At 47.5% G+C, this 25197-nt stretch carries 24 protein-coding genes; 5 read left to right on the top strand and 19 right to left on the bottom strand.

Annotated features, from left to right (window positions below; genetic code table 11):
• Positions 1 to 197: 197 nt before the first annotated feature.
• On the bottom strand, positions 198 to 2507 hold the full coding sequence (locus AB4124_RS27730) for a helix-turn-helix domain-containing protein (RefSeq protein ID WP_339273264.1): 2310 nt from the start codon (positions 2505 to 2507) through the stop codon (positions 198 to 200).
• 233 nt (positions 2508 to 2740) lie between these two features.
• Here AB4124_RS27730 and AB4124_RS27725 point away from each other — a divergent pair, with 233 nt between their 5' ends.
• Together AB4124_RS27725 and AB4124_RS27720 are read left to right on the top strand one after the other, a co-directional pair.
• Complete coding sequence (locus AB4124_RS27725) at positions 2741 to 3937, top strand: cytochrome P450 family protein (protein WP_430107692.1); 1197 nt, start codon at positions 2741 to 2743, stop codon at positions 3935 to 3937.
• Positions 3938 to 4176: 239 nt separating this feature from the next.
• Complete coding sequence (locus AB4124_RS27720; RefSeq protein ID WP_441974834.1) at positions 4177 to 5178, top strand: styrene monooxygenase/indole monooxygenase family protein; 1002 nt, start codon at positions 4177 to 4179, stop codon at positions 5176 to 5178.
• A 150-nt stretch (positions 5179 to 5328) separates the two neighbouring features.
• Here the strand turns inward: AB4124_RS27720 and AB4124_RS27715 are convergent, their stop codons facing one another.
• The 4 genes from AB4124_RS27715 to AB4124_RS27700 all read right to left on the bottom strand — a co-directional run bounded on the left by AB4124_RS27715 (position 5329) and on the right by AB4124_RS27700 (position 10327).
• Positions 5329 to 6261 (bottom strand): VanW family protein, encoded by a 933-nt coding sequence (locus tag AB4124_RS27715; protein WP_144023468.1) that lies wholly within the window; start codon positions 6259 to 6261, stop codon positions 5329 to 5331.
• A gap of 176 nt (positions 6262 to 6437) precedes the next feature.
• Positions 6438 to 7688, bottom strand: a complete 1251-nt coding sequence (locus tag AB4124_RS27710; protein WP_441974833.1) for a multidrug effflux MFS transporter — start codon at positions 7686 to 7688, stop codon at positions 6438 to 6440.
• Positions 7689 to 7809: 121 nt separating this feature from the next.
• Positions 7810 to 9372 (bottom strand): ATP-binding protein, encoded by a 1563-nt coding sequence (locus AB4124_RS27705; protein ID WP_441974832.1) that lies wholly within the window; start codon positions 9370 to 9372, stop codon positions 7810 to 7812.
• A 172-nt stretch (positions 9373 to 9544) separates the two neighbouring features.
• Positions 9545 to 10327, bottom strand: coding sequence for a DUF3889 domain-containing protein (locus AB4124_RS27700; RefSeq protein WP_441974831.1), 783 nt, complete (start codon positions 10325 to 10327; stop codon positions 9545 to 9547).
• 167 nt (positions 10328 to 10494) lie between these two features.
• Between AB4124_RS27700 and AB4124_RS27695 the strand changes: the two genes are divergently transcribed.
• Complete coding sequence (locus AB4124_RS27695) at positions 10495 to 11685, top strand: spore germination protein (protein ID WP_441974830.1); 1191 nt, start codon at positions 10495 to 10497, stop codon at positions 11683 to 11685.
• Between the two features lie 186 nt (positions 11686 to 11871).
• Here AB4124_RS27695 and AB4124_RS27690 read toward each other — a convergent pair whose 3' ends face one another.
• Entirely contained in the window at positions 11872 to 12945 is a 1074-nt protein-coding gene (locus AB4124_RS27690) for an acyl-CoA dehydrogenase (RefSeq protein WP_441974829.1), read from the bottom strand.
• Positions 12946 to 13019: 74 nt separating this feature from the next.
• Positions 13020 to 14834 carry a DUF3658 domain-containing protein gene (locus AB4124_RS27685; RefSeq protein WP_441974828.1) on the bottom strand — a complete coding sequence of 605 codons (1815 nt, stop codon included), beginning with the start codon at positions 14832 to 14834 and terminating at the stop codon, positions 13020 to 13022.
• A 208-nt stretch (positions 14835 to 15042) separates the two neighbouring features.
• On the opposite strand from AB4124_RS27685, the gene AB4124_RS27680 reads away from it, so the two are divergent.
• The gene (locus AB4124_RS27680) at positions 15043 to 16401 is read left to right on the top strand and encodes a glycosyltransferase family 2 protein (protein WP_441974827.1); all 1359 of its coding nucleotides are present in this window, start codon (positions 15043 to 15045) and stop codon (positions 16399 to 16401) included.
• Here AB4124_RS27680 and AB4124_RS27675 read toward each other — a convergent pair.
• Both AB4124_RS27675 and AB4124_RS27670 read right to left on the bottom strand, forming a co-directional pair.
• Complete coding sequence (locus AB4124_RS27675) at positions 16375 to 16578, bottom strand: hypothetical protein (RefSeq protein WP_076323429.1); 204 nt, start codon at positions 16576 to 16578, stop codon at positions 16375 to 16377. The genes AB4124_RS27680 and AB4124_RS27675 overlap by 27 nt on opposite strands.
• A 25-nt stretch (positions 16579 to 16603) precedes the next feature.
• The gene (locus tag AB4124_RS27670; protein WP_441974826.1) at positions 16604 to 17020 is read right to left on the bottom strand and encodes a hypothetical protein; all 417 of its coding nucleotides are present in this window, start codon (positions 17018 to 17020) and stop codon (positions 16604 to 16606) included.
• A gap of 236 nt (positions 17021 to 17256) precedes the next feature.
• Between AB4124_RS27670 and AB4124_RS27665 the strand changes: the two genes are divergently transcribed.
• On the top strand, positions 17257 to 17727 hold the full coding sequence (locus AB4124_RS27665) for a hypothetical protein (RefSeq protein WP_441974825.1): 471 nt from the start codon (positions 17257 to 17259) through the stop codon (positions 17725 to 17727).
• Between the two features lie 125 nt (positions 17728 to 17852).
• Here the strand turns inward: AB4124_RS27665 and AB4124_RS27660 are convergent, their stop codons facing one another.
• From AB4124_RS27660 to AB4124_RS27615, 10 genes are all read right to left on the bottom strand, one after another.
• Entirely contained in the window at positions 17853 to 18008 is a 156-nt protein-coding gene (locus AB4124_RS27660) for a hypothetical protein (RefSeq protein ID WP_441974824.1), read from the bottom strand.
• 191 nt (positions 18009 to 18199) lie between these two features.
• Positions 18200 to 18568, bottom strand: a complete 369-nt coding sequence (locus AB4124_RS27655) for a hypothetical protein (RefSeq protein ID WP_441974823.1) — start codon at positions 18566 to 18568, stop codon at positions 18200 to 18202.
• A gap of 161 nt (positions 18569 to 18729) precedes the next feature.
• A complete protein-coding gene (locus AB4124_RS27650) occupies positions 18730 to 19263 on the bottom strand; it encodes an NUDIX hydrolase (protein WP_441974822.1) in 534 nt (177 codons plus the stop codon).
• Positions 19264 to 19296: 33 nt separating this feature from the next.
• On the bottom strand, positions 19297 to 19824 hold the full coding sequence (locus tag AB4124_RS27645) for a GNAT family N-acetyltransferase (RefSeq protein WP_441974821.1): 528 nt from the start codon (positions 19822 to 19824) through the stop codon (positions 19297 to 19299).
• A gap of 133 nt (positions 19825 to 19957) precedes the next feature.
• The gene (locus AB4124_RS27640) at positions 19958 to 20860 is read right to left on the bottom strand and encodes a metal ABC transporter permease (protein ID WP_379405285.1); all 903 of its coding nucleotides are present in this window, start codon (positions 20858 to 20860) and stop codon (positions 19958 to 19960) included.
• Positions 20857 to 21795, bottom strand: a complete 939-nt coding sequence (locus tag AB4124_RS27635) for a metal ABC transporter permease (protein WP_379405283.1) — start codon at positions 21793 to 21795, stop codon at positions 20857 to 20859. The genes AB4124_RS27640 and AB4124_RS27635 overlap by 4 nt, the downstream gene beginning before the upstream one ends.
• A 3-nt stretch (positions 21796 to 21798) precedes the next feature.
• On the bottom strand, positions 21799 to 22527 hold the full coding sequence (locus AB4124_RS27630; RefSeq protein WP_326114982.1) for a metal ABC transporter ATP-binding protein: 729 nt from the start codon (positions 22525 to 22527) through the stop codon (positions 21799 to 21801).
• 1 nt (position 22528) lies between these two features.
• Positions 22529 to 23503: a metal ABC transporter solute-binding protein, Zn/Mn family gene (locus AB4124_RS27625; protein ID WP_076323421.1), complete on the bottom strand. Its 975-nt coding sequence runs from the start codon at positions 23501 to 23503 to the stop codon at positions 22529 to 22531.
• Positions 23504 to 23880: 377 nt separating this feature from the next.
• On the bottom strand, positions 23881 to 24468 hold the full coding sequence (locus AB4124_RS27620; RefSeq protein WP_441974820.1) for a GNAT family N-acetyltransferase: 588 nt from the start codon (positions 24466 to 24468) through the stop codon (positions 23881 to 23883).
• Positions 24469 to 24495: 27 nt separating this feature from the next.
• Positions 24496 to 25092: an AAA family ATPase gene (locus AB4124_RS27615; protein WP_441974819.1), complete on the bottom strand. Its 597-nt coding sequence runs from the start codon at positions 25090 to 25092 to the stop codon at positions 24496 to 24498.
• Between the last annotated feature and the right edge of the window lie 105 nt (positions 25093 to 25197).

The following is a 25197-nucleotide window of genomic DNA, read 5'->3' as shown; positions in this document are numbered from 1 at the left end:
TGCCAGCTACGGATGATGCTCTTCCAGCCACTCAGCGGCTACCACTCCAATCTTCAATGGATTCGTCCCGGGTGCGGTCCGTGATTGGAGTATATACAGCTGCGTGGATCAGCGTAAATCTTCATGTTTCCGGTCGATTATTCAGTATTTTGGAATGAGCTGTTATTCATCAATCATGCACTGTGCATTTCTTTAGATTAAGCATGTTCTTCTGCGCGTTGAAGACGTCTATACTCGGTCGCGCTAATGCCGTTTACCCGTTTAAACGCACGGCTGAAGGTGTTGAGTGAGAGATAGCCAACAGAAGCAGCAATGTCACTTACCGGCCTGTCGCTTGACGCCAATTCCCGCTTCGCCTCATCCATTCGGAGTTGCTCCAGATAGTCCGAGAAATTCAAGCCTGTTTGCTCCTTAAAGAAGTAAGACACATAAGCCTCAGAGGTGCGTGTTTCCCGGGCGAGCGCGGTTAAACTCAAATCACTTTCCCCATAGTGCCTCTCGATATAGGTAAGCAGTCGGCTCGTTAAATGGTCATTATGGCTCTTCTTCCTCTCCTCGTTTTTCCGACAGAGCCGAATAAAAGCAGCATAGAGTATGTTCATGGCTTCGGCTGGGGGCAGAACCGGATTTAATGCTCGGATGACGGCTTCCATTTCCTCCGTTCTGCCGCTTCCATCTTTCCCTGTGGGTTCGCAGCATTTCATTAAGGTACCGCTAAGTTCCTGGGCAAGGAGCTTCTCCACGGCCATCGGCAATTGCCGCTCCGACCTGTTCTTCTCCTTGATCTGCAGCAGCAACTGCTGCGTCTCATCCACATTGCCTGCCTTCACAAGCTGGATCAACCTCATCTCTTCATCGGCCGGGTAATAATAGGAGAAGGCCGGCGTTTCCATCTCAGCATGATATAAGATAGGAGCCTTCTCGCTCCATCCTGCATGATGAAGCACAAACCTTGCCTCCCCGTAGGAACGGTATAGCTCAGCAATGCTGGACTGGCACTCGCCTACAGCCATATACAGGCCTGTATCTGAGATTCCGCTCAATTGCTCGTAAATTACCCGTATATTCGCTCGCATCTGTGTCATAAAATCCGCATTGTCTACTGCCGTTCCCGACAGGATCAGGACCAATTGGTTTTCACCAAAATCATGCAGCAGCACCTCCTCCCCGCATAATGCTTGAAGCCGGTCGCGGAGGTTGATTTTTACAATATCGAGCTCCATCAGCATCTCTTCCATAAACGGCTCCTGATATCCCCGAATATGAAGAAGCGCAACCGCATGGTGAGATCCCCGAAGCTGGACTTGTGCGTGTTCCATGGCAGCCTCTATCTCCTGCATCGACGTGAAGCTACCCTTCAGAAGCCTGTCAACCACGACATTTCGCAGCATCGGAATCTGCTCTTCCAACCGTTCCTTCAGCGTATCATGACTTTCAATCAGCTCGGACACGGAATGTCCGATATAATCAACCGCGTTACGAGAAACCACATGTTTTGCATCCCGTGAGGATGACGGCAGAAGCTGGAGGATCTTAAGGAATGGTCTGCTGCTTCGATATGCAAAATAGCCGGCGATCCCAAACCCCAGCAGAAGAGCTGTGATAAAGATCGTCAATGTCAGCTGTTTAATATAATTCACCTTTTGCAGCACCACGGATTTCGGTTGAGCGGATACATAGCTCCAGCCATTGTATTTGGACGTAGATTGCGTTACCAGCATTTCCTGTCCGCCCAATTGGATATGGGAGTAGCCCCCTCGTTTGGGAAGCGCTTTCACAATATCTGGTTCTTTCAAACCTATGGAACTGATCAAGTTGCCGTTCTGATCCGCTATGTAGGCAAAACCCTCTTGTTCCGGATCGACTTTGCGAAGCATGTCCTGAATCTGCATGTTGTTAATCAGTACAGTAACAACCCCGCTGCTCATTTTATTCCCGAAAGATTGCATATAGCTGACAACCGAGTAAGGTTTGCCTTCATACACGACCGAACGGCCCGGGGCATACGTTTTATAATGATACTGCCCAAACAGAGCTTGCTTCCACTCGCTTAATGACTGGTCGTCATAGCGCAGCTGCAAACGATAATACTGGTCCGCCGTATACACCTTACGAGGTGAAACGATCATGTTGCTGTTCCTGTAAGCAATGTAATAATCCAATATGAAATGATTGAACAATTTGTAATTAAACAAACTCTTTTCCAAATCCCATAGACGGTAAGGACCTGTTCCGACAAACGGTTCTTTCTCAAATTGAAAAGACAGCACCTTCGATTCGCTCGACATCTGTCGTGCCATGTTCTCGATTTCAGCGAATCTCTGATCCAGCGCTTCCTGGATTTGCTGCAGAGCGGCGGAGGTGCTTCTTACCGTCTCGCTTTCGATAAGACCTGCAGTCTTCCCATAAGCAAACCATCCAACCAATAGAGAGCCCACCAAAATGACAGCATACGGTATAAAAAATCGAACCAGCAGCGCTGCCTTCTCCCCGGAAACGGATTTCACCGCTTTAATCCCCCTTTCATCCCTTCAGATATGATCCAATATAACAAAGAAAACGACGTATAGTCAGTAGACCAAAAGGCACTCTTTAGAGTCAATCTTGAACACCATTCCCATCACAAGTTTGATAAAAACAATCATTTGGAGACTGTCGGCATTTCATCCGTAAATTGGTTATCTCCTTCTCCTTCCCTTATACTGGATAGGAAACTATCATTTTCGAGAGGAGACCCTATATGACAAATGCGAACGAATCTCTGAAAAATGCATTGTTTACGAAGGAATTTACCCATAACCCTTATCCTGTATACGAGAAATTGAGGCAAAGCGATCCTATACTGAATCTGCAATTTCCCGATGGACGTTTCGGCTGGCTGATCAGCAATTACGAGGAAGCTGTTGAAGCGCTCAAGGATGTCCGTTTTAGTAAAGACGTCGCTAAAGCAATGGGGCAGGAACAGACCAGCGTGTTCAGCACTAATATGCTGTTCTCCGATCCGCCGGACCACAAACGGCTTCGCGGATTAGTCCAAAAGGGCTTTACTCCGCAGCGAATTGCGGATATGCGGGACCATATTCAAGAGATCGCGGACAACCTGCTGGATGCTGTCTCCTCCAAAGAAACCATAAATCTCATTGATGAATATGCGTTCAAACTTCCTATTATCGTGATAAGTGAAATCCTTGGCGTGCCTACGGAGGACCAAGACAAGTTTCGGATATGGTCCAACTCCATCATTGGCGCTTCCAACCAGGAAATGAACGAGCAAGTCGTCCAGCATATGAATGAATTTATCGCTTATTTGAAGGATTGGTTTGCCAAGGTTCGCGAACAGCCGGGCGATGATATGATCAGTCAGCTTGTCATTGCCGAGAATCAGGGTGATCGCTTATCCGAACAGGAGTTATATGGCGTCGTCACCCTGATGATCATAGCCGGTCATGAAACGACGGTAAACCTGATCGGTAATGGTGTGCTTGCCTTATTGGAGCATCCCGAACAACGCAAGCTTCTGCAGGAACAACCCGAACTCATTCATGGTGCGATTGAGGAAATGCTTCGCTACAACGGTCCCGTTGAATTCAGCACCTCACGTTGGGCGGCGGAGGATATGGATTTTCATGGTGTTCATATGAAGAAAGGCGACTTGGTTGTCATCGCTTTGAACTCCGCTAATCGGGATGCCTCACAATTTAAGGACCCGGATATCTTTGATATTACCCGGGAGAAGAGCCAGCATTTAGCCTTTGGCAAAGGGATTCATCTATGCCTGGGAGCTCCCCTTGCCAGACTGGAGGGTGAAATCGCAATCAACACGCTGCTCCACCGCTACCCCAACTTTGAGCTGCAACGGGACATCGATGAGCTTGAATGGAGACCGGGTATGATTGTCCGCGGTGTAAAGGAAATTCCGATTTCACTTCATGCCTAATGTGCAACAACATGAATGACTTCTTCCATGAAAAAGGCGAATCCCTAACAGGATTCGCCTTTTGACTATGTTGCAGTCTTATTGGTTACATATTAATTATTATGTAAACTAAACTTCATTATATTAACATGAATCCCTTAGTTCATATGCCGGAGTGAATAATAGTTAATTCCACCCTTTTTATCCAAACGGCATCACTGTATTCTATTTAAAAGCCCATTTCGAGGAGGACTTATGTTATGAGACGTATTGGTATCATCGGCTGCGGTACCGCTGGAATCCAGCTTGCCTATTCTCTGAAGAATGATTTTGATGTCACGGTACATCAATATGAAGAGCCGCAGAACATCCTTGATGGGAGAATCCGATCCACGCAGGTTCATTTTCATCCCACATTAGAACGCGAACGGCGTTTTAACATGCCTCCCGTGGGTAACGCACCTCCAATCAGAACGATTCACTTTCAGTTGGGCCAACAAAAACTGTTTACAGGCAATCTTTCCGGAAGCGCAGCATCGGTGGACCAACGCTTGTACTTCACCAAATCGATGCATGATTTAGCTGCGCAAGGCGTGAAGTTTATACATGGGCGTTTGAAGCCGGAAGGTCTTCAGGACCTGACCCCATCCTACAATCTCATCATCGACACAACGGGAAAGACCGGGCCGCTGGCACCCTTTCCTGTAGAAACGGGACTCACTCCCTACCAAGCTCCTCAGAGAAAATGCATCGTTGGTTATTTTACCGGAGTACAGCCCGTGGAGCCTGAAGGTATTTCCATTACAGTTCTTCCTGGGAACGGTGAAATGTTCGAGATTCCCGCTATTACCGATACAGGTCGTGCCACCATCTTATTCATTGAAGCTGTGCCTGAGGGGATATTGGATGTTTTTAAAGGCATCAAGAACTCTTCCGAATTGGTGGCACGTATGGTGAATCTAATTGAAGAGCATTTTCCTCCTATATATGAACGAATCGATATGGATCGGTGTGCACTCATCGATGAGAACGCCTTCCTTCAAACCGCGATTACGCCTGTCATTCACAGGCCATATGCCACACTAGGCGGAACGCTGATACTAGGGTGCGGTGATAGTGTCTTTCTCAGTGATCCGATAACAGGCCAAGGCTGTAATACCGCTTCTTATGCTGCTGAACAGTTATATCAAACCCTCATCACACATAAGGAATCGACTTGGGATGAAGCTGTTGGGATAGACTACTGGAACCGTACGAAGTGACGGCGTCTCTTCGGAACAGGCCGAGTTGGGCGGAATGCTGATGTATTACGGCGGCGACGCGATTGATCTCTTTCTAGTGTATTGGCTGTGTATGCAATGGTATAAGTCAGTACGCCCGCGACCTGCTGCATCCATGCTCCAAACCTTGGATTAATCACCGTTAACCGGATTATGCTTGGTGTCACTCGTCTCCTGCGGCAGCACGTTGGATATGCTCGGTACATTACGCGGCTTATATTCAATGAGTTCAGAAGAGTAGATGGCAACGGTCATTCTTCCCCCATTACCGAATGCGCGGATGAGGATGGGCTGATTATAGGCGTTCTGAAAAACAAAATCAGGTCCTCCCCAACTCACCGTAGCATCGCGCCCCGGCAGCACATAAGGTACGTTCCGGCTGTGAGAGTATCGCTTTACAATCTGCAAGCCTGCACGGTCAATAGCATTATACAGTGTGGAAGAGACCTGACAGATCCCTCCCCCCACCCCCTCCGATAATTCGCCTCTGACAATAACGCCAGCACGTTTGTACCCTCTGTCCACCGTTCTAATGCCAACCACCTGATTAAAAGAGAAGGTTTCTCCGGGAAACACGACTGCACTGTCAATCGCCTGAGCGGCTAACGCGATATTATGGGAACGATTTTTGTTGTTGGAATTAAAATAGGTGACATAGTAACCTATCGGCTTCACCCGAAGGGAGGCCAAAAGCTCCGTATCCACCTTCGGATAAATCGGATACCTCGGGGCTTCGACGGTAGCGCCCCCAGTGCCGTACCAATAGGAATAATATTGCTCCAGCAGTTTGCGTCGATCCAGTCTATGACCATTCTGCCCGGGAATGATTTGACCATTGCTGCCAATCCGGGCGTTCCGGGCTTCCATATAGGTTTTCCGATCAAGCGCATCTACCCATTGATTGTATTTATCCATATCCAGCAGTGGGAAAACATCAAGCGCATGGTCACTTCGGCTCACGCTTGCCATGACTTTGCCTTCTTGCGTTATCATTAAATCGCTGTTATCCGGTTCATCCCCTTGCAGGAGCATAAACAATAGACCAAGGGCTGACATCCATCTCAAGCTGGTTCACCTGCTTTATCGTTGTGTTTTTCTCTATTGGCGTTTACATGATATGTCCGGTTTCGTTTACTCTCTGGTATTATGATTGCATTACAGGTAATTCATTCAGATTGTTTTATAAACAAAAGAAACCCTCACCATGAAGTGTGGGTTTCTTTTGTATGTTATGACTTATTTTACAAGGACACTGGCGTCTCTTTCCTATGACTAAAGGGCATAACAAGGAACAAAAACGAGCTTACGGCCAGCAATTCTGCAATCCCGATGACCGTTCCCATTGGGACAGCAGTAGTTCCGTCTCCCAGGCCTACAAGTGGACTTGCGGCTGCACCTAATAACAATGGCAGTAATCCAAGAAGTGCGGACGCACTGCCTGAAGTGTGGGCTGCTTGCTTCTGCATCGCCAGTGACGTAGTCGTTGCACTGACCATGCCGACGGCAGAAACAATCAGGAACAGCATCGGAGCAATCAGCAGCAATCCGCCGCCAAGCCATGTGATCGCGAACAGCGAAGTGCCGCCAAAGGCCGCAATGACAAGACCCGTTGTCAACAATTTGGTTTCCCCTGTGCGGGAGGCCAATCTGCCGGTAATTTGAGAGAACAGGACAATGCCAACCCCATTAACGGCAAAGAACAGACTGTACATTTGAGGGGATACGCCAAAGATATCCTGCAGCACGAAAGGTGACCCCGAGATATACGCAAACATCGCGGCGGATACGAATGCTTGAGAAAGCGCATAGCCGATAAATACGCGGTCCCGAACCAGCGTGCCGAAAGTACGGAATGTTTGTTTAATCCCTCCGCTTGCCCTTTTCTCCCGAGTGAGCGTTTCCGGAAGACCAAACCATACAGCGAGCAGCATCAGCAATCCAATTAGGAACAGGACGACAAAAACTCCGCGCCAAGAGACGAAATTAAGGATAAACGCCCCGAATACAGGAGCGATAATAGGTGCCAATCCATTAATCAGCATCAGCAACGTAAAAAATTTGGTCAGCTCCGAACCGGTATATAAATCCCGGACGACAGCCCTGGATATGACGATACCGGCTGCTCCGCTTGCTCCCTGCACGAATCGAAGCGCAACCAGAACCCATATCGTTGGAGCAAACGCGCACAGCAAGGAGGTAATCGAATAAATAATCAAGGATATAATAAGCGGTGCTTTTCTCCCCCGGATATCGCTGAGCGGGCCTGCTACAAGCTGTCCCAGAGCAAGACCGAGTAAAAATGCCGTCAGGCTTAATTGGGCCAACGATGCTGGAGATCCTAAACTTTCAGAGAGCTTGGGCAGTGCAGGTAAATACATATCAACGGAAAGTGGCCCGAAAGCCGAAAGAGATCCGAGAATCAAGGCAAACTGAAGCCTCTTCCTGCGAGTTAGAACCATGGCTGAACCGGCTTCATTTGTGGACATCGACATACGATCTGTTACTTCCTTTCCTGCAACACATTGATGCATGAGTAATAAAATATTAGCAAACGCATTGCTAAATAACTATCCTATCATAGGATATATTTCGGTAGATTGCCATCCATTTTTTCTAAGCAAGTGGAATCCGCAGGGTAAACGTCGTGCCAATCCCTAGCTCACTGTGCACCGTTATTCTGCCCCCATGGTCCTCCACAATTTTTTGACACAGCGACAGCCCAAGGCCGGTTCCTTCTTCTTTGGTTGTATAGAACGGATCAAATATCTTGGCCAGATTTTCATCGGCAATGCCTTTTCCGGTGTCCTGAATTTCCACGACAGCCATTCGTTCTTCCGCTCTGAGCGAGATTCTGACGGAGCCGGTGTGCTCCATCGCTTGAAAGGAATTACGGATCAGGTTAATCAGCACCTGGATGATCTTATCACGATCCATGACGATCTGGATCGGTTCATCACTTACATCCAGCATAAATAAATGTCCATGTGAAGCGGCTTCGGATTCACACAACGAATAGACTCGTGTCATACAGTCCGTAAGGGATTCTACCCTCATATTGCTGGCATGGGGTTTTGAGAAATGTAGAAATTCTGCCGTCAGCTCCCCTACCCGCGTAATCTCCCCCATAATGACTTCATACCAGGGCTGAATGTTATAACTTTGATTTTTGGAGAGTTGAATAAACCCTTTAATGGAGGTAAGGGGATTCCGAATCTCATGGGCCATCCCGGCAGCCAACTCCCCCACCATCTTCATCTTTTCCGTCCGGATCATCTCCTCCTGGCTTCTCATCCAGGAATTGCGCCGCATTTGAAATATCCGGTCCTCTGCCGTGCTGATCATCTCTTGATAAGTTAAGGCTTCATGCGGGTAACAAGTGATGCTATAGGTCACCTGTACGCCGATATTTTCAAATTTGAACAGGCTGCTGTCGATGTTGACGTGCTCGGGCAGCAGTATGGCAAAGCGGTCTCCCGCATATCGGGAGGCTGCCAACATATCGTTTCGAAACAGTTTGCGCACTGCCCGTGAGAAACTGATCAGAATTTCATTGGCTGTGGAGATGTCCTTGGCATTTAACGATTTGAAGTTGTTGATGTCCAGTAACACCAACTGAAAGGGCTTGTTCACCTCAATGAGATGCTGAACTTTATGCAAATATCCATCATAATTCAGAAGTCCCGTCAAAGGATCATGATAGGTCAGGTAATCGTTTTGCTTATATAATTTCTTCTTTTCCGATTCGAGAAAGTTAACAAAATGAAAGGACATCACGACGACAAAGGATGCTAAGCAATCAAACACCGAAACCAGAATATTGTACTTCGTAAGAGGCACGTAAGTCAGACGAATAATAGAATATTGGAATACCATAAGGAGGCACAGCGGCATCGTTTCTATGAAACGCTCCTTTTTATGAATGAGATTGATGATAAGTATGTAATACAGCAAGATACACCAATTCAATTGGCTAACATAATGAAACGCCCCGAGAAAGAGAAATTGAAGAATGCGAAGCCATTCGAACTTTCGATCCCATATGACGGATGCATACAGTAACGATGCCGTGAGCAGCATCAAAGGGATTGACGTTTGATATCCAAGATAAACCGACGACACCATGATAAAAACCGATATCAAGGGAACAAATAGGAGCTTAAGTACTATAAACGACAAAGCGAATCACTCCTAAATCACTATTACTGGCGCAAAATGTAGAAATCACGGAGGCAAGTTTCACCAAATATGGTACACCATATATAAGCGTCTGAACAGCAGGAAAACACCACTTTCAAAAACAGCAAACGTGAATCTCTTTCTGAAAATCGTGTTTGTGCCTGCTAACCAGCTAGAATTCCTCGTATCGAATCGATATGAACTGATGGGTTGTCGGATGAAACGCAACGGTTACGTATACGCCGAATTCACGAGCGCCTTTCTTAAGCCATAGCTTAAATTTCTCCTCCGCCATCTCATTGGATATCGTAGTTTTTCCCATATAGAGGTAGTCAACGACATCCATATTGTATTTACGCTTCGTTTCCGTCACGGCGAGCGTTCCCCACATGGCGTAAACAGGGTCCTTACTGTTCATGGCTTGGGTCAGGGACTCTGCAATTTCTGTCAATTCCTGCTGACTGATTTTCGACGAAGCGCGATTTGCAGCAGTTAAAAGGTATTGCCAGTTCCCCTTTTCGAATACTAACAGTTGAAGCGTATTGATCGGTCCCTTGTAAAACTTTGCAGTCGTATGATCTGCCAGCTCCGATTCTTGAAATGATAGATGCTTCAGCTGCTGTTTATTCTCCAGCGGATATAACGCGATCTTGTAGTCATGTTCAGGTTTATATCGGTTCCAATAATGAACCTCCAGATGCTCGTCCAATCCGCCTTCCATGTCATAACAGCGGCCATACTGATGCGTGAAAGCTACGGACGGCAATTGAGGTGGCAAGAAGAGGGCTGTACCGAAATGTTTCTCACAGGCCCTTAAGACTTCCTCTACAAGCTCACCGCCGGATTCAACTATGGCTTGCTGAAACTGATTTTTCGGAGATTCTTTTATCCCTTGATCATTACCAGGACTTATCCCAAGCGATAAAACACCAACTATTACGATGCTGCCCAGCATATTAAACCTCCTCGTTACACCTTTAGTTGATTTAGCGTTCGTCTCTCAAGCCTAAGATTCCCGCTTATATTCTTCCTAATTCAACTTGGGATTCGTTGGATAAAACCAGGGCAAAGTACACACACTGTGACAGACTATGCAGGAATCCGAGGTGTAAAGACGTGGGAATGAAACAGAAGTTAAAATCCATATTTCTGGTTAGCCATGAGCATTCTGAAAAAGGCCAAACTCACGAAAATCAGCAAGATCCTAACCCCCAGGAAGATGATAGGCTGACGCTGCAGCATATCATCGACCAATTTGATCATGCCGCCGATTTTGTCCATAAAACCTATCATAATGAACGTTTGCATGTACTGTATTTCAGTCATTTAGTCAATGAGGATCGACTGGAGCGTGATCTGCTCCCTCCGCTCTTGAATTCCGATACACCGCTAGAACCGTTAACGCAGCAATCCCAGTATGAGCATGTGACGGATACTAAAAAATGCGTGGAGAGCATTCTTGACGGCATGGCTCTATTCTTTTATGAGGACAAAGCATACCTGATCGATGTTATTTTCCCAATATCACGTACGGTTGCTGAGTCCGAAACGGAATCCATCATTATCGGGCCGCACGAGGCTTTTACCGAACAAGCTTATACAAATCTGTCGTTGATCCGGAAGCGAGTTCAGAGTTCTCATCTCAAAGTCATTAAATTGTCCGTTGGTGAAGTGACCAAATCTGATGTCTATGTTCTTTACATCCAAGACATCGCAAATGAGAACTACGTAAAAGAAGTGATAAAGCGAATTAAGGATATCGAAATCGATGCTATCCATGATGCGAATATGCTGATTCAGTGCATTGATGATGATCCGTATTCGATCTTTGCCCAATTTCTGACCACCGAGCGGCCGGATACGATCGCATCGAAGCTGGTTTCGGGTCGTATCGTCGGAATTATGGACGGGAGCCCCACTGCCTTCAGCGCCCCGGTCAACTTTTTTGAGTTCTTCTCATCCTCCGATGATTATTACCAAAGGTGGAGCATAGGCACGGCATCCTTGTTCTTGAGGTTTGCAGCGCTCCTGATTACGGTGACGTTGACAGCCCTTTACGTATCGGTGACCTCCTTTCACTATGAAATGATTCCATTAGAGCAGCGAATCAGTCAATATATTTCAAAAAAGGGCGATAACATCATCAAGCTCATGAAACAACATCAGGTAGACAACCTTGGAATCGGTAGGTTTGTCCGAAATCGGGTGGGCTATGAGCAGTGGAAAAAGATGAACTGGCGACAAGAGCTTCAAAAGCTGCCGGTGGAATGCTCGATTGAAGTGCATATTAAAGATTACGGCAAGTTTCGATAATATGGGAATGGGCAGTGTCACTACCTTTGTTGGGTGAGGACCGGGCCTCCTACGGGAATACTGAATAATTGTGCTTTTCGGGGTATGGAATTAGCAGCAAATCAACATAAAAACCATGAGCTGCTTGGTATGCGGCTCATGGTTTTGCTTCTAAACGGTTATACATCTCAATGGTTTACTTCTCCATCAGAAGTTTCTTAGCAGCGCATGCGAGCATGCCGTCTGAAGATCCCTCCAGCAGCGATTGATTTCGGTGTCTTCCATCGCAGCGGATAAACCCAACAGCGGGAACACCTGCTGGCCGCAGGATAATGCTGTTTGGGCTGCTGCTACGCTTCGGGTGGTTACCTCTGCTTCTGTTGCATTCGATAATCCACCGTTACTCAGCAGCTCCTCCCATGAGCCCTCCACCGTCTCATAAAAATCCGAAACGGATTGCTCCAACATTGCTTTACGCTCCTCCAGCTTGCCGATCACATGAGGAGAGCTCCCTTTCTGTGCCGCAAGTGATTCTGCTGCTTCAAGGAAATGCTCGGCGATGCCAACGGCGACTCCAGCAAAAGATACTTGGGCAAACGGAAGGAAGGGATATTGATAGATTGTTTCGTTCTCATACCCTTGGGTTTCTGTAAGGGAGAACGTCATCTCCACCGGCACAAACGCATCCACAGCGGATATCGTATGACTCGCCGTTGCCCGCAGTCCGAAGGCATTCCAATCCTCCAGAATCTCGATTTGATCAGGGTTCAGGATAAAGGATCGAATATGAGGCTCGTCCTGATCCGCAGTCGGTACGTCAGCTGCATCTTGTATCGTAGAATCTGGTTCGATAACCGCATTGGCTGTAAAGGTCGTTGCATAGGTAGAGCCGCTGCAATACTTCCAGCTGCCGTTCACAATATATCCGCCGTCCACCTGTCTTGCCGTAGCTGTCGGCATCCCGCTGCCCGCAATCACCGCTTCTCGATGGGCGAATACGCGGCGGCTCACTTCCTGACTCATCAGTGCCGCGAAGAATCCTCCACCTGCTCCAATCGTAACCAGCCATCCCAGGTTACCGTCGATCCTGGCACTCTCCTGAAAAATGCGTGCAGCCTCCGGCAGAGAGGTCATTCGTCCTTCAAGCTCATCGGGCACAAACAAATGAAATAAACGATGATCGTATATAGTTGCCAGCACTTCGGGCGTTACTTGTCGATGCTTGTCCATCCCAAGCGCTTGTTCTCTTATGGTTTGAATCTGATGATCCGTAAATAACATCTCTCCACCGCTTTCCACAATCTTTTCTCTGCCTAGTGATATTAAGTTTCCAACATTATACGAATGTGCTTAATTTATTCTTTCGGTGCCCTTTCATCGATCTGAGTTAACACCTTCTCCAGAGAACCCAAGAAAGACATGCGTTGTTCTTGATGCTGTTGATACGTGCTCAATAGGCTATCGATTTGAGTTTGTATGCTGCTCCTAAAAGCTTCCGGGTTGGTGAAAACAGATGATCCCAGTCCCTCTGCATCTAACTGGCGTAGTTCTTCCATGAGACCTCTCTCCGAATGATTAATTTCCATCATCTCACTCATCAGCGACTTCAGCTTCACGACCTTGGCCAGGCGCTGTGCATGGGTCCACCGCTCCTCGGGAGTCGATGCATCTACAAGAGAGATGCTGTAGTTTCGCATCGCTGTCAGCTCGCCGTTATAGGTTAAAGCACCTTCCTGAATCAGATGACGAACCCGATACTCGATAAAAGAGTCGGAAACGGTTAATTCACCCATTCCGATCACCTCGCCAATAATGCGGGCTGATTTCTTGAAGAACCCGTGTCTAGCCTCAAGGCGATATGCGGCTTGCAGTATATCTGCATCATAGTAAGATTCAGGAACGGTGCGTAACTCCTCGCCTTGAAGCACGCGCAGGAACCCATCATCGCTTACGAGACGCTGCCAATCCGCACGATAGCCAGCCTGATCTTGCGGCGACAATGGAACATGCTCCTCAGATGTGTCCATTACGATCTGAAGTTTTTCCGAAGCCATCTCAAACGTTCCTCGATACCAACTGTTTGGATTTTGCTGACGATGAATACTTGTCGCATTCACCAACCTAACATCGAGATGATCCGGTATCAGTGATAACAGCCTGCGCAGACCAAGTTGTTCCGAGGCGGAATCCCCTGCCCATATCAAGCACGGCAGCTCGTTCAGCTGCTGGGGCAAGGTCAGCCAAGCGAAGGCAGCTTGCAGCATCGTTAATTTTCTGTCATCCGCATGCGTAATGCTATATCGTTCCTGAAACCACTCATTTCGGGTAGAGAACGAATGGGAGAAATCATGGTCCTTCGGGAGCGGCCCAACCATAAGATCATCGCCCAATGTAACTACGATTTCCCCCGGTGTCGAGCGCAGCATCATCCTTAACGACCCTGCCGTTGAATCATCGAAGGCGATATGGACACGCGATACATTTCCGCGATGAATCGGGGATTCGTTCAGGTAGGCTTCATTCCCCATCGACCACTCTTTATCAAAGAACTGGAGAAAAAGCTCGAGACTCTGATGCTTGCCATCTGCCAGCAGTCTTGCCGATTCCGTATTCATCTTGTCCTTTAGTTTTAGAAGCTTTTCATAGAAATGGTTAATGGCCGTGCTTTTGCCTTTTCGATATTCCTCTCTTGTCATTTGCTCCCGAAGTGGAATGAATGGATCATACATGCTTTGTCCCTTCCATCCGGAATAAGCAAATGTACGGGCAATACCGATTGCGCCAATCGCATCCAGACGGTCTGCATCCTGTACAATTTGCCCTTCCAATGTACGCATGGCGTTCCCCGTGCCGCCAGAGAAAGACATCGTGCTGATAATCTCCAACACGAGCTCCTGATCCGAAGCTTCTACACCGGCTTGCATCAGCCAAAGCCGAACTCGCTCGTAACCCGCTTCCTTCGATTCGTTCAACTTCTCATCAGCTACGTCATGGAGATAGGCTGACAGTTCACATATGTATGGATTCGCGCCTTCAAGATACGCCAAGAGTCGGGCGATGCGGGCGACACGCTGCACATGCCACCAATCATGACCGCTTGCATCCCGATCGTGCACGGAGCGTGCAAATCCTTGAGCTTGCTGAATAATTTGACTATAAGTCGATTTCATCTGATTCAATTTCCCCCATCCCAGATTCGGCTTTGCTTCTAGGCTCTATTATTCCCGATTTACCAGAGTGTCGCAACTTAGAGTATGTTATTGGCCAGTTGTATCCCCTATGCGCATGTAGGCATACGATAACCAGGATTGGGTTAATTCCATTTAGATTCCGCTTGGTAACAGCTAAGATAAGGATACAGAAAGGAACTGAACGGTTATGCTGGTGTTTATTCTTCCAGGTTTAAATCCCCATTTATGCGAGAATACTGCAGCATCGGTTCAAAGCGTTTTCTCCGATGCCCGTCACGTGATAATCCCTAGCGAAGAAGTGACCGCTGCGATTCTAAATGAAACACTTGCCCGTGAGTTTGGCCCGTGGTTCATGACGCTTTATGCGGGAGATTCTGTCCAGCCTCATGCCAAGGTGGAGATTGAACAATGGCTGAGGACCTGCAGCGACCACTCAGCCGGATATATCATAAATCCGGTTTCGATTACGGATCAGTTGGCTCCCTCCAAGAACAGACACGTCCCATACTTGCGCATTCCCCGTGGACCGCTGTTATGGCGCACGAAGACTGTCATGAGCGGACGAACGCCGGGCTTTAGAACCAGAGAGCAGCTGCCATTTCAGAAATACGTATTGAACGATAAACAATTCGAGTTGTCCACGCGATATGAATGGATGGAAGTTGATTCCGCCGGAATCTTATACCATCAACGCGCGGCTCCCGCCTGGATGAAAGAAACAGAGGAATGGCAAGCCGTATTACCTCTTCTCCAAGCTGGATCCCAAGAACAATCACAGCCACCAGTGGTCTCATGTCCTCCTCTGGTTACCATTGCTTTGTGCACCTATAATGATGGCTCATATCTTCCCTGGGCTGTGCGGTCCGTATTAGCGCAGACTTTCGGGGGATGGGAGCTTGTGATTCTTGATGACGGATCAACCGATGCAGAGACTGCACATTATCTGTTGAGGGTGCCTCAGGATAATCGCATTAAGCTGATTCGACAAGAAGATAATACAGGCAAATCACGAGCTCTGAACAGAATATTGAACCTAGCGAAAGCTCCCTGGTTATTGGAGCTGGATGCCGATGATTGGCTGGCACCCGATGCGCTGGAGATCCTCATAAGGGAGGCTGGTGGCCAACAGAATACTGCCGTCGTGTATGCTAATCATATGGAATGGCTGGAACGTGCGAATAAACAGCTGGTGTATCAAGGAGTTAAAGTTGCCCCCTCTTCCTTGTCTCCCTATGTGCTACTGCAAAATGCCCCTGCCGTCGCTCCGCGCATGTTCAATGTCTCTATACTTAAGCAGGTTGATGGCTGGGATCATCATATTCTCTTTGAGGGGAGACTGTATGAGGATATCGGACAATTAATGAAGCTATCCAATACACACAAGCTTTATCATATACCAGAGGCGCTGTACCACCGAAGATTAAGAACGTCCAGCTTGACGCATCGGCATCCCCACCAATACTTGGAATGGAAAAATTCCATTATAGGCGAGTCTGAAACATGGAAACATGACCATCATTCAGAGAGGCAGAATGCGTACGAATGAAATGCTCTCATTAAGTACAGTGACTACTTGAGAGGTAGGAATATAATTCGAGCTTACCACTTCCACTGTAATTAACCCGTCTACTGAGGATCGTAACTGACCTTGCAGAAATTGATTCACCTGTACAACTTCTACCGTTCTGCCCACGAATGCAGCCAGAATTTCTGAAAAGTCCATACTATCTAATTCCTCCCATCTTTTATCAAGCGATAGATAAGAAGCTGCGGAGCGGGATTATGACGATACTGCCGTTCGGCTCTGCAATCTGTACATTATCTTCTCCAATCGCGATCAGCGTCCCGAATATGGTACCTGCCGTTGTTTCCACTGTAATTCGGCTGTTCAGTCTTCCTCTTAAAAAAGCAGAGACACTGCTCCCTGGACTTGCTCCTGGACTTGCTCCACCTTGTAAACCGTTCACCTGCTCTTGAAGCGCATGGATCCGTTCATTCAATCGAACAATCTGCAATCGGATTCCTGCAATACTGCGAATGAGCTTTCGACGCAGAGATAAAAATTTACTCCACACCGAATGTGAGGTTTTTTTACGCTTTTTCTTTTTTCGTACTGTAATTTCTTTGCTTCCCCCATCAAGACTCCTGTTCCAATATCTCCTCACAAGTGCCCCTCCCTTTGTATAGTCATTGGTACCTTATGTGAATGCCGGGACAGTGGCAACTCGTAATGTCAAAGATAAGGAAATGGCCTAATTTCCTTAACACCGAAAGCTAGTCATCAGTGGTACGCCCTCCAATCATTTCGGGTATTTCCGCCTCATCTGGTGTTCTACCCATACAGATATTTGGAATGATACATATTTTGTTAAATAGACCCTTGCACGATAGCCTTTTTCATATGGTAGATCAGCCGGACGAAATCGCGTCCAGAGTCAAGCAATCCGGGAAGAAGGTCGTGCTGGTGCTCGGTCTTACTGTATGGGAAACCAATTCCAGGCGCTGGCAGCAGATAGTAAATGGTTTAAGCGAGGACGAGAATCTGCTTGTGATTGTGTATACTCATGTATATCATGCCAATCTCATCGTAGGAACCCGAAAAATAGGTCCGCGGCTGTATTTTACAAATCGGATTGATCTGTTCTCGGAGGTTAGGTTTGATCAAGTCGTTTATTGCGGCTCTACGGATGTTCACTCGCAGGTCCACTCCGTTCATTATTGTGTCGATTCCCTAAGCTACCATGAACAGCAGCTCAACTCCTTGCTAACTCAAATATCCAGGCTGCAGGTATTAGGCCGGATCGGTGCATCTCAAGTAGTCAGCCACTTATGCTCGTCTGTCCACGCTGTAACAGAAATGACAACCGATTAAAATAAAGCAGCCCCTCCATGATCTGATTGTAGAATCAGTCATCATGAAGGGGCTGTTTCTTGATTATTCTGTTGATCCTAACGCAATTTAATACCGGTCCAATGACTGACAGCTTCATAAGCTATTCACTCCTCCTTATTGAGAAGATGAGGTTCCTGAATCAATAGCTGCATCTCTTTCTGATTGCCGCGTGCCTGTAGATAGTGCAGATACAGTGCATAATTGGAATCGTAATTGGGATTCCCATCAGGTCCTACGAATGGATGCCATAAATGAACCATTTCCCCTTCCAGTCGAATATGAATGTAACGTAATCTTTGGATCGTTTCGCAGGATCACCGGCCCACCCTATTACAAAAGGGGTGCTGCCCCTGCGCACTATCATGGATGTCTGGAATAGCCGATGGTCTACAAAATGCCCGATGTATTCTACGTTAGCCTCCGGAGCCACCTGTCTAAGCGTTTGGCCCAGCTATTGGTTCATCGCACGAAATATGCCGATTCGGGGAATGACAAGCCTGAGAAACTCCGGATCGGGGATCAGTTCATCACGGTTCCATTCACGAAAGGTTTCGTAATTCTGACTAAAATAATAATAAGAGACCGCAGCCGAGGCATCGATACGAATATGCTTGAAAATACAATAGGCTGCGATTCCCAAACACATTGCAACTATTCGGTCATAGGCCTGATTAAGATCCACACTGCTGTGACGTTCCAGATACCGGTCCAATTCCCCGACGGACATGAGGTCCAGCGAAGGATGATATTGCTGAATGAGCTTTGCATGCTTTCCTATGATCCACCACTCCACATCATAGATCAGCAGATGCCTTCCCATGAGTCGAACACTCCTTTATGCTCATAATGGATTATATTCGTTTCGGGGCCGCCAAGTTTGTCACCGCGACATAAGTGACGAATTGGTCCATATTTCACGCATAAAAAGAGCCGCACCTTACAGATAAGTTCTGTATCGGCGCGACTCTTCGTGTGTTGAATCTATACTCTTTTATCCACGATATGCTTATATTGCTGCATGAAACCCTTGAGCAAACCCTGCATCATCGCAAAGACCAGCTCGGAGTCCTGCAGCTCGTTCTCCTTAATCCGGTGCAGGCATTCCGTTACGCTCATTCTTACTACGTCAATGCGCTCGTATCCCTCGAGCTGTTGATCTGCTTGACTTATCACCTCATCGGTATAATAAACATGGGCGATTTCATTGCATCTCCAGGACGCCGGATACAGCTTGCCGAGATAATGAAGTTTGCCGCATGTGCAGCCCGTTTCTTCCAGCATCTCACGGCGTGCTGCCGATTCCAGATCCTCCCCCTCACCTACGCCACCGCCAGGTAACTGAATGACGTAGTCATCCACGGCGGCGCGATATTGACGGATCAGCAGCAGCTGATCGCCATCCTTAGCCAGAATAACAACGGACATATGATCCTCTTTCGTATAATACACTTTACCTGACGCTTGCTCGTAAATCGAAATTCCGTTATGACGGATTAACAATTCAGTATTATCCATGGAGGCAGAAGCTCCTTAGCATTATGATAGATTTTAGATTTCGAATTCCTCTTTGAGCACGGAGAATAAATAGGAATCATGGTAAGCACCTTTAAACCATAGGTGCTGCCGAAGATGCCCTTCCTGCTTCATTCCGATATGGCGCATGACCGCAGCTGACCCGATGTTTCCCGGCCTGCAGGTGGCGTAGATCCGATGAACTCCCAGCTCCTTAAAACCAAAACGGCACATGACGCTAGCAGCTTCCGTAGCATAACCCTGTCGCCAATAGGCGGAATTCAAGCAGTATCCAAGCTCTGCGTTCGTCCTCGATCGGTGAAGACCCACACCCCCGATTAGGTGGCCACTATCTTTCAGCACGATCGCCAGTTCATAACTGTCACGGGGACTCTGCTCCTTCATTTGGCGGATTTCCGTTAAATATTCTAAGGTATCCTCTTCCGTATTCGGTCCCCACATTGTATACTCGGTCACTAATGGGTCAGAGGCGTAGGCATGAATACTTGCAAAATCCTCCTCCTGAAAATCCCGGATCACCAATCTTGTTGACTCCATGTGCATATGTACTCACTCCTTGAAATAATCTTCATCACAATCGCGTCGTTTTTTCCTGATTATACCATGCTCTAAGAGTGTTGGAAGAAAAAAAGAAGCCTGGGCATCTAATCGCCCAAGCTTCATACAGCATCATTTTTTAGGATACACCATCCAGTTTCTCTTCGCTGCCGTGCGTATTAAATTTATGAAGATAACGGGAAAGCACGCCATGTCTCGGAGAGAACAGGAAGCTGATAATAAATACGATTCCAGTGGCAAACGCCATAGATCCTGAGATGGAGGTGTCCAGCCATAACGCGACATAGTAACCCATGATTGCAGAAATGACGCCGAATGCTCCGCTTAACACCAGCATGATGGAGAGTTTATCCGTCCATAGATAGGCCGCGGCGGCAGGTGTTATAAGCATAGCCACCACCATGATCGCTCCCACGGCATCAAACGATGCAACCGTCGTGATGGAGACCAGCGACATAAATACATAGTGCAAGAGTACGACAGGAATGCCAATACTGGCCGCCAAAGCCGGATCAAAGGACGTAATCTTCCATTCCTTGTAGAAAGCCAGGATGACAATAAGTACGACGAGGAGCACGGCTGCCAGCATAAAGGTAGCCTTTGGCACCTCCCCTAACAGAGGAACGTGCATTAATTCCCAAGGCACAAACGTAATCTCGCCCATGAGGGCATGCTTGGTATCCAGATGCGCATTGCCAACCTGAGTTGCAATCAGGATAACGCCAATCGCAAACAAGGTTGTAAATACAACACCGATGGATGCATCCTGCTGAACGCCCCGGGAATGGAACCATTGAACGAGGACCGCTGTCAGCAATCCGGCAATAATCGCACCGATCAGCATATGAGGCCCGCTTAGTTCTCTTGTGACGATAAACGCCGTTACGATCCCAAGCAGCACCGTATGGCTGATAGCATCAGCCATCATCGCCATTCTGCGCAATATCAGGAACACGCCAACGATACCACAGGACAATCCGACGAGAGAGGCCGTAAGCAATATCCATCCTGTATAGGTCATTGATTGCTCCCCCTTTCGGACAGCCGGGGACTTAAAACAGGTTGGTTATGGGAGTCCATATGCTCTTTTTTCTGAGAGCGGAGCTGCAGCGCTTGGATCAGCAACCCCTTCTCAGCACCGAAAATCAGGGAAACCGTGAACAATACGGAAGAGGCTACAACGATAAACGGCCCTGTAGGCCATCCTTTCCCCATTGTGCTGACCAGGGTACCGACAAACCCGGAGCCGCCTCCAAATATAGCCGACAAAATGACCATCATTTTGAAGGATTGTGTCCAATATCTTGCGCTGACGGAAGGTATGATTAGCATGGCCGCCATCAGAATGACGCCGACAGCCTGAATACCAATGACGATGACAAGAACGAGCACACCCATATAGAGGGTATTCATCAGACGGCTATTCAACCCTAATCCCCGGGCAAAATCAGGATCAAACAGAAACAGCTTCCATTCCTTAAAGCCAATCGAGACGACCAGAATAACTAAAGCTGCCAGGATGAGCATCGTAAAAACATCCTTACGAACCATGGACGCAGCCTGGCCGAAAATAAAGTTATCCAGTCCGCTCTGATTTCCGCCCGCTGTACGGTTCACAATCGTAAGCAGCATAATGCCCAATCCGAAAAATACAGATAGAATCATGCCCATGGCTGTATCTTCCTTAATGCGGCTGGAGGTACGGATCCACTGGATCATCCAGGCCCCGATTAATGCGCTGGCAGCAGCCCCGAGTATCATCACCAGTAGATTCTTGCTTCCCGTCAATGCAAAAGCTACCACCACACCGGGAAGAGCCGCATGAGACAGCGCGTCACTCATCAAGCTTTGCCGCTTCCAATAGGCGAGACAGCCAATCATGCCGGCTGCCATGCCCAGGATTAACGTGCTCAATAGCACCCACTGCGTGTTTGGCGACAATAATGAATTTAGCATGCGTTACGCCTCCTTCATCCAGCGAAGCGAACCGCCGTAGGCGCGGTATACATGTTCCTTCGTGAATACGTCTTCCGTCTTCCCATGGGCAATGACCGTACGGTTCAGGAGCAGCACATGGTCGAAATAATCCTCAACCGTCTGGAGATCATGATGGACCACCATTACGGTTTTACCGGCCATTTTCAGATCCTTCAGCGTGGTCATAATAGCCCGCTCGGTTGCAGCATCAACTCCGGCTAACGGCTCATCCATGAAATAGAGGTCGGCATCCTGGACAAGCGCCCTAGCGAGGAATACGCGCTGCTGCTGTCCACCGGAGAGCTGGCTGATCTGCCGGTCGGCAAAGTCCGCCATGCCCATTTGATCCAGCGATGCCATCGCTTTTTCCTTATGGCTCTTATTCGGTCGCTTCAGCCAGCCCACCCGGCCGTATAAACCCATCATGACAACATCCAGTGCATCGGTCGGGAAATCCCAGTCCACGGATCCGCGCTGCGGCACATAACCGACACGAGTCTTGGTTTTGCTTAAGCTTGATCCAAAAAATGAGACATTACCGGACAGCTTGGGGTGGAGCTCCAGCATGACCTTTAACAGCGTTGATTTACCGGCGCCATTAGGCCCGACAATACTGGTTAAAGAGCCTTGTTCCACATTAAAGGAGACATGGTGGAGCACTTTATTTTTACGATAGGATGCATTGAGGTCTTGAACTTGAAGTACAGACATTTTATTCACCACTTCCTGTTAATGCATGATAGATTGTTTCAACATTATGACGATACATTCCGATATAAGTTCCTTCCGTTGTTCCCGCTTCGCCCATGGCATCGGAGAAGAGCTCTCCTCCGAGCTTTAAATCCAACCCTTTCTTGGCAGCACCTTCAATGACGGCATTAATCGAAGCCGGATTGACGCTGCTCTCGACGAATACGGCAGGCACCTTGTGCTGCAGCAGGATATCGATCGTTCCGTTAATATCCGAGAGGCCGATTTCATCCTCCGTACTCAAGCCTTGTAGTCCGACTACCTCCAGACCATGCAAGCGGCCGAAATATCCAAAGGCATCATGAGCGGTTACCATGACCCGCTGCTCTTCCGGAATCTGACTCAACTTATCCTTGGCCTCGGCTTTCAATTCATCCAACTGGGCAAAATACTTCTGCTTGTTCTCTTCAAAATAATCGGCGTCATCCGGGGACAGCGACTTCAGCTTCTCTACCGCGGAATCGAGTGACGCTTTCCACAGATCGATGTCAAACCACACATGGGGATCGATGGCCTGCGTATCATCCTGCAGCAATTGATCCTTCGGGATGGCATCCGCAATCGCCAGTACAGGTTTGTTCTTACCGATCTGTTCGAATATTTCCGTCATGTTGCCTTCGAGATGAAGCCCGCTATAGAAAATAACATCTCCGCTATCTAATTTCTTGATATCGCCTTGGGTTGCATTATATAAATGCGGATCGACGCCAGGCCCCATCAAGCTCAGTACCTCGACCCGATCTCCCCCGATAACGGAGATGGGTTCCGCAATCTGTCCAATGGTTGTAACCACGCGAATGTTCTTATCTCCCTGTTCACCCGCTGCTCCTTCCTGCTTCACTTCTCCCGAAGCGCACGCGGATAACACCAGCAGCAAACTCAGAATGGCGGCCGCCCCTATAAATATCCTGCTTCTACTAGTTCTCTTGTTCTTCATCTTCTTCTCCTCCACTCCACATCAATAATGAGTTTGCTTAATCCTTAGACGATCTTGGACATCTCAAGCCTAGTCCTGCAACGGTACAATTATTTTTCCCTAATGCAACTTTAATTCCTATGTACAAAAAATAATCCATCTTTAGGTTTTTGTCAATGCAATTTTACAAATTCGTACATCTCATTCTATTTGGATCAGTCCATCCCCTTTTGATTTTATTGAATTTTCCGTACATACAGAGTTTATTTTTCGTCGAGGCAAAATATTTAGTTATATATAAAATATTTTAGTGATTTGATTTTGAGTGAACTTAATAATACAAAAAGACGACTTCTCCATTAGAGAAATCGTCTTTTTTTGTTATATTCCAGCTATCGCTAAAACTCTACACCACGCACTTTTGAATAAACCTTCAAATGTGAAAATCCGCCACGATCCCTCGGCATCACATTTCTCAGCGTACCTTCTAATGCAAACCCACAGCGTTCCGCAACCTTAATGCTTCTTTCATTCAAAGAATCGCAGCGTATCTCGATTCGATTAGCGCCCAGATGCTGAATAGCAAAGTCCGTGATTCCATCAACTGCTTCCTTCATGAGACCTTGCCCGGTTCGGGAGCTTCTGAGCCAATAACCGATTTCGAAGGTTCTGGCCTCCCAATTCATTCGATGTAATCCGCTGCTGCCAACCAATTGTAGCGAGTCTTTGTCCAGAAGATGCATGACTAGATCGCTGCGCTCCATAAACTGCAGACGAGCCTTACGCACGTAAGCCTCAGATTCAGACACAGCGGGAATGTTTCTTGCAAACGGAAGCCAGGGTTTAAGCTCCTCTACACTTTCAAGTATGGCTTCATTGATACGCTCTCCGTCACCCCACTCCGGTGCACGGATAATAAGCCGTTCCGTCTCAAATCTGTCTGGAAAGGACAATAAGATCGGATTTGTTTCCATGGGTGTGTTCATACCGTCCATCTCCTGTCCATTCACTCGTTATCCAAAAAATCGGATATGCGCAAATTTGGTTTTGATTCGATCGAGTTTCTTCTTAGCTGAGCTGCGATGATCAGGCAATAACTTCACATTTGCCAAAGCGCCAATCGTCTCTACAACCTGGTCGATCGATAAATGATCTGTGTCGATATGTTGCTGGAACACATCATTCGAGAATCCGCTGACACACCGGTCAATTTGTTGTGCGGCCCATGAATTCGAAGCTTCCCCTCTGCTCCGCAGTCGTCTAAGGAGTACTTCCTTGGAGGCGCATAATGTAAAATGCTGTACGACCACGCCATCACGTCTCAAATTACCAACGATTTCATCGAAATATTCCGCGTTCGTAATGGTCATCGGAGCTATGATCAATTGATCGGATTCCTGGTCCAAATACTTAAACATGGAGTAATTAAACTCCCTCCACATCGGATAATACTGAAAGTCATCGCGTTTGGCATCCTTCGGCACATTATCGCGAATGAAGTAACCTGCATTCTCCGGATCGTACACGTACGAGTTCGGGATTCTTCGCTGAAGCTCATGCGCAGCCTGGGTCTTACCCGAACCGAATGCGCCGTTAACCCATATAATCAAAGATGAATCCCCCTTCTTAACAGGGCAAACTTTTATAAAATCCTTTTATGATACCGTCCTCATATCCGAAGGATTGATAGAATTTTACCGATCCCTTTGCCTCGG

Source organism: Paenibacillus sp. 2KB_20, assembly GCF_052115765.1.
Classification (GTDB): domain Bacteria; phylum Bacillota; class Bacilli; order Paenibacillales; family Paenibacillaceae; genus Paenibacillus_AQ.
The sequence above is the reverse complement of the archived record's forward strand: the minus strand, read 5'-3'. Positions and strand labels throughout refer to the sequence as shown.

Bases quoted from the DNA above. Each gene is read 5' to 3' on its own strand.
- AB4124_RS27625 (WP_076323421.1), bottom strand. From the start codon at position 23,503: ATGAAGAACAAGAGAACTAGTAGAAGCAGGATATTTATAGGGGCGGCC.
- AB4124_RS27720 (WP_441974834.1), top strand. From the start codon at position 4,177: ATGAGACGTATTGGTATCATCGGCTGCGGTACCGCTGGAATCCAGCTT.
- AB4124_RS27685 (WP_441974828.1), bottom strand. From the start codon at position 14,834: ATGAAATCGACTTATAGTCAAATTATTCAGCAAGCTCAAGGATTTGCA.
- AB4124_RS27710 (WP_441974833.1), bottom strand. From the start codon at position 7,688: ATGTCGATGTCCACAAATGAAGCCGGTTCAGCCATGGTTCTAACTCGC.
- AB4124_RS27655 (WP_441974823.1), bottom strand. From the start codon at position 18,568: ATGGGAAGGCATCTGCTGATCTATGATGTGGAGTGGTGGATCATAGGA.
- AB4124_RS27680 (WP_441974827.1), top strand. From the start codon at position 15,043: ATGCTGGTGTTTATTCTTCCAGGTTTAAATCCCCATTTATGCGAGAAT.
- AB4124_RS27725 (WP_430107692.1), top strand. From the start codon at position 2,741: ATGACAAATGCGAACGAATCTCTGAAAAATGCATTGTTTACGAAGGAA.
- AB4124_RS27675 (WP_076323429.1), bottom strand. From the start codon at position 16,578: ATGGACTTTTCAGAAATTCTGGCTGCATTCGTGGGCAGAACGGTAGAA.
- AB4124_RS27640 (WP_379405285.1), bottom strand. From the start codon at position 20,860: ATGACCTATACAGGATGGATATTGCTTACGGCCTCTCTCGTCGGATTG.
- AB4124_RS27645 (WP_441974821.1), bottom strand. From the start codon at position 19,824: ATGCACATGGAGTCAACAAGATTGGTGATCCGGGATTTTCAGGAGGAG.
- AB4124_RS27690 (WP_441974829.1), bottom strand. From the start codon at position 12,945: ATGTTATTTACGGATCATCAGATTCAAACCATAAGAGAACAAGCGCTT.
- AB4124_RS27650 (WP_441974822.1), bottom strand. From the start codon at position 19,263: ATGGATAATACTGAATTGTTAATCCGTCATAACGGAATTTCGATTTAC.
- AB4124_RS27630 (WP_326114982.1), bottom strand. From the start codon at position 22,527: ATGTCTGTACTTCAAGTTCAAGACCTCAATGCATCCTATCGTAAAAAT.
- AB4124_RS27700 (WP_441974831.1), bottom strand. From the start codon at position 10,327: ATGCTGGGCAGCATCGTAATAGTTGGTGTTTTATCGCTTGGGATAAGT.
- AB4124_RS27620 (WP_441974820.1), bottom strand. From the start codon at position 24,468: ATGAACACACCCATGGAAACAAATCCGATCTTATTGTCCTTTCCAGAC.
- AB4124_RS27665 (WP_441974825.1), top strand. From the start codon at position 17,257: ATGGTAGATCAGCCGGACGAAATCGCGTCCAGAGTCAAGCAATCCGGG.
- AB4124_RS27695 (WP_441974830.1), top strand. From the start codon at position 10,495: ATGAAACAGAAGTTAAAATCCATATTTCTGGTTAGCCATGAGCATTCT.
- AB4124_RS27660 (WP_441974824.1), bottom strand. From the start codon at position 18,008: ATGGTTCATTTATGGCATCCATTCGTAGGACCTGATGGGAATCCCAAT.
- AB4124_RS27635 (WP_379405283.1), bottom strand. From the start codon at position 21,795: ATGCTAAATTCATTATTGTCGCCAAACACGCAGTGGGTGCTATTGAGC.